Below are 7,286 nucleotides of genomic sequence, written 5' to 3'. Positions count from 1 at the left end.
AGGAGTCTTCGCCGCCTTCCGCTCCAATCAACGTGATAAAAGTCAACTATAACCCTTAACACAGTCAAAAATATAAGGATGGACGATTGATGGACAAAAAAAATGGCAGGATTATAGAGATGAGTCGTTTTCCTTCTCCAAATCCAAAAGTTGAATTACAAGTGATTACGTATCTCTCAAATGGATTAAAAGTGAAGGGGATGCTTGCTGTACCTATACAGGAGGGGAACCTGGACGGTTTTCTTTATTTAAGAGGCGGAATTAAAAATGTCGGCAAAGTCAGACCGGCGAGGATTGCTCAGTTTGCCTCAGAAGGATTTATCGTTTTTGCACCATACTACCGGGGGAACCAAGGGGGAGAAGGTAATGAGGATTTTGCAGGAGAAGACAGAGAAGATGCCTATGCTGCCTATCAGGTATTGAAATCACTTCCAAGGGTTCAGGATATTCATATCTTTGGTTTTTCACGCGGGGGTGTTATGGCCTTATGGACAGGTATTCAATTTCCCGAAGCGGCTTCTATCGTTACCTGGGGAGGTGTGAGTGATATGACCCTTACGTATAAGGAACGAAAAGATTTACGGAGGATGATGAAAAGAGTTATTGGAGGTACTCCCGATAAATATCCGGAACGGTATAAAGAAAGGACAGCATTATATGAGCTTGAAAACATAGATGCCCCAATCCTTATTATTCATGGTGTTCAGGATCAAAATGTGTCAGTCGAGCACGCTCACCGGCTGGAGAGAAGGCTGAGATCACTAGATAAACAAGTAGACTGCTGGTACTTTGAAGAGTTTACTCACTATTTTCCTCCGGCAGTAAACAGAAAAGTGGTCCATGATTTATCAAAGTGGATGAAAAATTACTCGAAAAGATGTTAAAATAAAGGTAATATAAACGGAGGAGCGGATATGTATGGGTATGCCTCTTGAAATGAATACGATGATTGTGACTAAAGGCAGGGAGCAAAGGATAGAGGAGAATGTTTTTGAGTTAGTAAAAGAAGGATATAGACTTTACCCTATTGAAATTCCGATTGATGTCAAAAAAACAATTGACTGTGATTCAAGTGGAACGGCGCTAATAAAAAAAGTGGAATGGCAAAAAAATACAACAACCGTAACCTATCAATTAGTATCCCTAAATACTACGAATTAACCTCGGAGTTTTACTACAAGGTAAGAATAAGTGCAGGAAAGCCCATATCGGAATAGATATGGGCTTCCTTATTGGTAAGACTATTGTAATGGTCCACCTTTTTCCTCAATTTCTTTCGAAACATGGCTAAACTTTTTGAAATTTTCCCGGAATTTTGCGGCTAGTTCCTTTGCTTTTTTCTCATAGGTATATGGATCTGTCCACGTTTTATTAGGTTGCAGCACCTCATCTGGAACCCCTGCAATATGAACTGGTATATTTAGCCCGAATATGCTATCTTTTACGGTTTCTACATGGTTTAGTTCTCCCTCAAGAGCTGCTTGAACCATTGCCCGGGTATGGGATAGCTTCATTCTATTCCCACTTCCATATTCTCCGCCTGTCCAGCCGGTATTCACTAAAAAGACATTCACGTTATGCTCTAGAATTTTTTCGCCAAGCATTTCAGCATAACGTGTCGCTGGAAGTGGAAGGAACGGTGCACCAAAGCATGTCGAGAAGGTCGCTTCCGGAGATGTTACACCAAGTTCCGTACCTGCAAGCTTAGACGTATAACCACTTAAAAAGTGATACATAGCTTGTTCCTTAGTTAATTTTGCGATTGGCGGCAATACGCCGAAGGCATCTGCCGTTAAAAAAACAATCGTATTAGGATGACCAGCGATACTAGGCTGAATGATATTGTCAATTGCCTCCATTGGATAAGCTGCCCTTGTATTTTCTGTCAGGGTATTATCATCATAATCTGGAATTCTCGACTCCATATTGAGGACTACATTTTCCAGAACGGTCCCAAACCGAATCGCATCAAAAATTTGCGGCTCTTTTTCACGAGAAAGATTAATGCACTTTGCATAACAACCGCCTTCAATATTAAAAACGCCGTTAGATGACCAGCCATGTTCATCATCCCCGATTAGGCGGCGATTAGGATCCGCTGAAAGTGTAGTCTTGCCTGTTCCAGATAATCCAAAGAACAGAGCCACATCTCCTTCATTGCCAACGTTAGCTGAACAATGCATCGAGAAAATATTATTTTCAGGCAGTAAATAGTTCATGACTGAAAAAATGGACTTTTTCATTTCCCCAGCATATTCCGTGCCGCCGATTAGGACAATTCTTCGTTCAAAAGAGATGATAATAAAGGTTTCAGAATTAGTTCCATCAATCACAGGGTCCGCTTTGAAATTTGGAGCAGAAATGACGGTGAATCCTGCATCGTGTGTCAGCAGCTCTTCTTCTGTGGGGCGAATAAATAATTGCTGAACAAATAAGTTATGCCAGGCGTATTCATTAATGACTTGAATTGGCAGTCGGGACTTTTTATCCGCTCCGGCAAACCCTTTGAATACATAGATCTCATTTTGGAGTCTTAAGTAATCAAGTACTTTATGGTAAAGACTGGTAAAAGATTCCTCAGAAATAGGCTGATTGGTTGAGCCCCACGCTATTTTATTCCTGGTAGACTCTTCCATTACAATGTATTTGTCCTGTGGTGATCTCCCGGTATATTTTCCGGTGGAAACACTGACAGCGCCGGTAGAAGTTAGAGTTCCTTCCTTTCTTCCTAATACCTTTTCAACTAATTGCGGGACGGATAGCTGTACCTGGGCATGACTCTCATGTATCAATTGATTTAATTCAGTTGGAATATGAACAGAATTCATTTACTGAAACCTTCCTTTACTAGGATTATTTGTTAAATAGTATAACACATTTATTTTAATAGTCTATACTAATAAGTGAAATTATGTGAATATTTAAGTATTTATTTTTGCATAGAGGGACAAAAGGCTTGTATAAAGTGCTTCAATGAAAAGAAAGTATTCATTTGTAAAAGTTACAATTTACTCATTTAGGAAAAATTTTGATATAAATTGATTGACATTGTTTAAAGGAGTAGGTTATGATTTACCCTTGAACGGATACTCTCTTATCCCGAGCTGGTGGAGGGACAGGCCCTATGAAACCCAGCAACCTGCAAACGAAAAAAGCGGACTCCGATAGAGTTCGGTATTTCGGGCAAAGGTGCTAAACCTGAAGCAAGGCTTGACCTTGAACGATAAGAGTGAAAGGCACGCAAAACTTTTGCTATTAACCTTTCCTCATTATGATGGAAAGGTTTTTTGTTTTATTTACGTGCTATGTTACATAATTGTACTTTTTATTCCATCGTATAAACTTCAAGGGGAGTATACTAAAAATAGAATTTTGTATGGGTACAAGCACCAAGGCACTTTTACATTTCTATAATAATAATCCCATGTTTATTTCATACTACTAAGGGAATGAGTTCCGTATCAACTCGAGGTTAAACGGCAGGTATACATAAAACCCAAACAGCTAACCTCACTTTATTCCATAATAAGGAGGAATTCAGATGTCAACAAAACGTCGTTTGTTTACTTCTGAATCAGTAACTGAAGGTCATCCTGACAAGATTTGTGACCAAATTTCTGATTCCATTTTAGATGCCATTCTAGCTAAGGATGCTAATGCTCGTGTTGCCGCTGAAACTTCGGTAACGACAGGATTAGTTTTAGTAGCAGGAGAAATCACCACATCAACCTATGTAGATATTCCAAAGATCGTCCGTGAAACGATTAAAGGGATCGGTTATAATCGTGCGAAATATGGTTTTGACTCGGAGACATGTGCGGTCTTAACTTCAATTGATGAACAATCTCCTGATATTGCGATGGGTGTTGACCAAGCCCTTGAAGCTCGTGAAGGTCAAATGTCAGATGAACAAATTGAAGCGATCGGTGCAGGAGACCAAGGTTTAATGTTTGGTTTTGCTTGTAATGAGACAAAAGAGCTTATGCCGCTTCCGATTTCACTGGCACATAAACTTGCACGCCGTTTAACGGAGGTACGGAAAGAGGATATCCTTCCATACCTGCGTCCCGATGGAAAAACACAAGTCACAGTGGAATATGATGAGAATGATAAACCAGTTCGAATTGATACGATTGTCATTTCTACACAGCACCACCCGGAAATTACATTAGAACAGATTCAGCGAAATGTGAAAGAATATGTCATCAATCCTGTTGTTCCAAAGGAACTCATTGATGAAAACACAAAATATTTTATTAACCCAACAGGCCGTTTCGTTATCGGCGGGCCCCAGGGCGATGCGGGCTTAACAGGCCGTAAGATCATCGTTGATACCTATGGCGGATATGCTCGTCATGGCGGCGGGGCATTCTCCGGTAAAGATCCTACAAAGGTTGACCGTTCAGCTGCCTATGCTGCGCGCTATGTGGCCAAAAATATTGTGGCGGCAGGATTAGCAGATAAGGTTGAGGTTCAGCTTGCTTATGCAATTGGTGTCGCAAGACCGGTTTCCATCTCAATTGATACATTTGGTACAGGCCAAATAAATGAAGAGCAATTAGTTGACTTAGTAGAACAAAACTTTGATCTTCGTCCAGCTGGTATTATTAAAATGCTTGACCTTCGCCGCCCAATCTACAAGAAAACAGCAGCTTACGGCCACTTTGGACGTACGGATGTTGATCTTCCATGGGAGCGCACTGACAAAGCAGAAACATTACGCCAGCAGGCAAATCTATAATTCAAAAGGGAGTTGCATCTTGTATGTAACTCCCTTTTTTTTATTCTTCATCCGATAAAATGCTGCTTTGTTTATGTTTAGGTAGGTACAAAGAAGTGAAAAATGAAGGATAACTTGGCGATATAGATTAAACATGATAAACTTTTGTAATTGCGGATTTGTCCGCAATTTATGGAGAATCTTAACGACCGGGAAAGGGAAAAAGGCACCCCAAAGTGTAGTCAATGAAGGCTCTTGACTACCGAGAAAGAGAAAACGTTTCAAGGGTAGACAATGGAGGCTCTTGACGACCGGGAAAGAGCAAAAAGCGCCCCAAGGGTAGACAATGGAGGCTCTTGACGACCGAGAAAGAGAAAAAAGCGTCTCAAGGGTAGTCAATTGAGTCATGAGGGTGTTTTAATTTTTCCTAATGTTCACAGTGCCATTTTTTTCATAATAGTGGTAGTATAAGAGAGATGTTTTTTAGAAGATATTTAATATGAATTGGAGTAGGTGAGGTACATAATGTGTGGTTTTATCGGTTGTGTACACGACAAAACACAAAACTATAGTGATGAACAAAAACAACTATTTAAAAATATGAACGATTTAATAACCCATCGCGGACCGGATGATGATGGTTTTTATTACGATGACCATATCCAGTTTGGCTTCCGCCGTTTGAGTATTATTGATATCGAGAGTGGACATCAGCCGCTAACATATGAAAACGAGCGTTATTGGATTATTTTTAATGGTGAAATTTATAACTATGTTGAACTTCGTGAAGAGTTATTGGCAGAAGGACTGTCATTTGCTACAAGTTCGGATACAGAAGTTATCATTGCTCTTTATAGCCACTTAAAAGAAAAAGCGGTTGAAAAATTGCGCGGAATGTTCGCGTTCGTCATCTGGGATAAGCAGGAACAAACCCTTTATGGTGCGCGTGATCCATTTGGAATTAAACCTTTCTTTTATATGGAAGACGGCGAAAGAACCTTTTTTGCATCTGAGAAAAAGAGTATTTTGCTGGCATTAGAGAATGATGTCCTCAACTATGATGCCTTACAGCATTATTTGACCTATCAATTTGTTCCTGAACCGGAAACTTTATCTGAGGGAATTAAAAAGTTAGAGCCAGGACATTATTTTACCAAAAAAATTGGCGCTCCAATGGAAATGAAAAAATATTGGAAAGCTCATTTTCAGCCTGTTCAGAAATCAGAAGCTGATTTTATTAAGGAAATTCGTGATGTACTATTTGATTCAGTAGAGAAGCATATGCGCAGTGACGTTCCAGTCGGCTCGTTCCTTTCGGGCGGTATTGATTCATCTATTATTGCTTCAATTGCAAAAGAATTTCATCCCGCTATTAAGACTTTCTCGGTTGGATTTGAACACAATGGTTTCAGTGAAATTGATGTGGCTAAAGAAACAGCTGAGAAGCTCGGAGTGGAAAATATCAGTTACATTATTACGCCTGAAGAGTATATGAATGAAATTCCTAAAATCATGTGGCATATGGATGATCCTCTTGCTGACCCAGCTTGTGTTCCTCTTTATTTTGTCGCAAGGGAAGCTCGTAAACATGTAACGGTTGTTCTTTCCGGTGAAGGTGCCGATGAATTATTTGGCGGTTACAATATCTATCGGGAGCCACAGTCACTAGAGGTATTTAATAAAATCCCAAGAGTCGGGAAAGTTTTATTAAAAGGCATTGCCGGAATGATGCCTGAAGGAATGAGAGGAAAAAGCTTTATTGAGCGTGGCGTCACCCCAATGGAAGAACGCTACATTGGAAATGCGAAGATGTTTACCGAAGTGGAAAAACGTGATGTGTTAAATGTTTACCGTGAAGGTTTAAACTATTTGGATGTCACTAAGCCTCTTTATCAAGAGTCCAATGGGTATGACCCAGTTGACCGGATGCAATATATTGATATCCATACTTGGATGCGCGGCGATATCTTGCTCAAGGCTGACCGAGTTACAATGGCTCATTCGCTTGAGCTTCGGGTACCATTCCTAGATAAAGAAGTGTTTGAGGTGGCTTCGAAAATTCCAACCAGCTTAAAAACAGCCAATGGTACAACCAAATATATTTTACGTAAAGCAGCTGAAGGGGTAGTACCTGAACATGTTCTTAGTCGTAAAAAATTAGGATTCCCTGTTCCTATTCGTCATTGGTTGAAAAACGAAATGAACGAATGGGCTAAAAAGATTATCCGCGAAAGCAATACGGACCATCTAATCAATAAATCATATGTGTTGGGTTTACTCGAAGATCACTGTCAGGGCAAAGCAGATAACAGCCGGAAGATCTGGACAGTGCTTATGTTTATGGTTTGGCATCAAGTATATGTTGAAAATGTATATTCTTTTCAACGTGATTATGCCCTTCAAAAAGAGTTACAATCAGTAAAGCATTAATAAAAAAGCACCCAAAAAAACTTTTTGGGTGCTTTTGTTAATAGGTAAGAAAGAATAAAAGTTTTTACCTGGAGAATTGTCCAGAGCAGTTGCCTCCACATTTAGGACAATCCGTCCAAAAGGTTAAAGAACAACC

At 39.9% G+C, this 7,286-nt stretch carries 5 protein-coding genes and 1 riboswitch; of the genes, 4 read left to right on the top strand and 1 reads right to left on the bottom strand.

Annotated features, from left to right (window positions below; all coding sequences use genetic code 11):
• The first annotated feature begins 89 nt into the window (after positions 1-89).
• Positions 90-884: an alpha/beta hydrolase family protein gene (locus V7077_RS23050; protein ID WP_335506315.1), complete on the top strand. Its 795-nt coding sequence runs from the start codon at positions 90-92 to the stop codon at positions 882-884.
• Between the two features lie 34 nt (positions 885-918).
• Positions 919-1,161, top strand: a complete 243-nt coding sequence (locus V7077_RS23045; protein ID WP_335506313.1) for a DUF2584 domain-containing protein — start codon at positions 919-921, stop codon at positions 1,159-1,161.
• Between the two features lie 80 nt (positions 1,162-1,241).
• Here V7077_RS23045 and pckA read toward each other — a convergent pair whose 3' ends face one another.
• Positions 1,242-2,828, bottom strand: a complete 1,587-nt coding sequence (gene pckA / locus V7077_RS23040) for a phosphoenolpyruvate carboxykinase (ATP) (protein ID WP_335506311.1) — start codon at positions 2,826-2,828, stop codon at positions 1,242-1,244.
• 263 nt (positions 2,829-3,091) lie between these two features.
• A riboswitch (SAM riboswitch) is annotated at positions 3,092-3,230 on the top strand.
• Positions 3,231-3,541: 311 nt separating this feature from the next.
• Here pckA and metK point away from each other — a divergent pair.
• Positions 3,542-4,741: a methionine adenosyltransferase gene (gene metK / locus V7077_RS23035; RefSeq protein WP_335506309.1), complete on the top strand. Its 1,200-nt coding sequence runs from the start codon at positions 3,542-3,544 to the stop codon at positions 4,739-4,741.
• A 504-nt stretch (positions 4,742-5,245) separates the two neighbouring features.
• Positions 5,246-7,150, top strand: a complete 1,905-nt coding sequence (gene asnB, locus V7077_RS23030; RefSeq protein ID WP_335506307.1) for an asparagine synthase (glutamine-hydrolyzing) — start codon at positions 5,246-5,248, stop codon at positions 7,148-7,150.
• Positions 7,151-7,286: the final 136 nt, after the last annotated feature.

It is taken from the genome of Neobacillus vireti, from assembly GCF_036962465.1.
In the GTDB taxonomy this organism is placed as follows: Bacteria; Bacillota; Bacilli; order Bacillales; family Cytobacillaceae; genus Neobacillus; species Neobacillus vireti_B.
The sequence above is the reverse complement of the archived record's forward strand: the minus strand, read 5'-3'. Positions and strand labels throughout refer to the sequence as shown.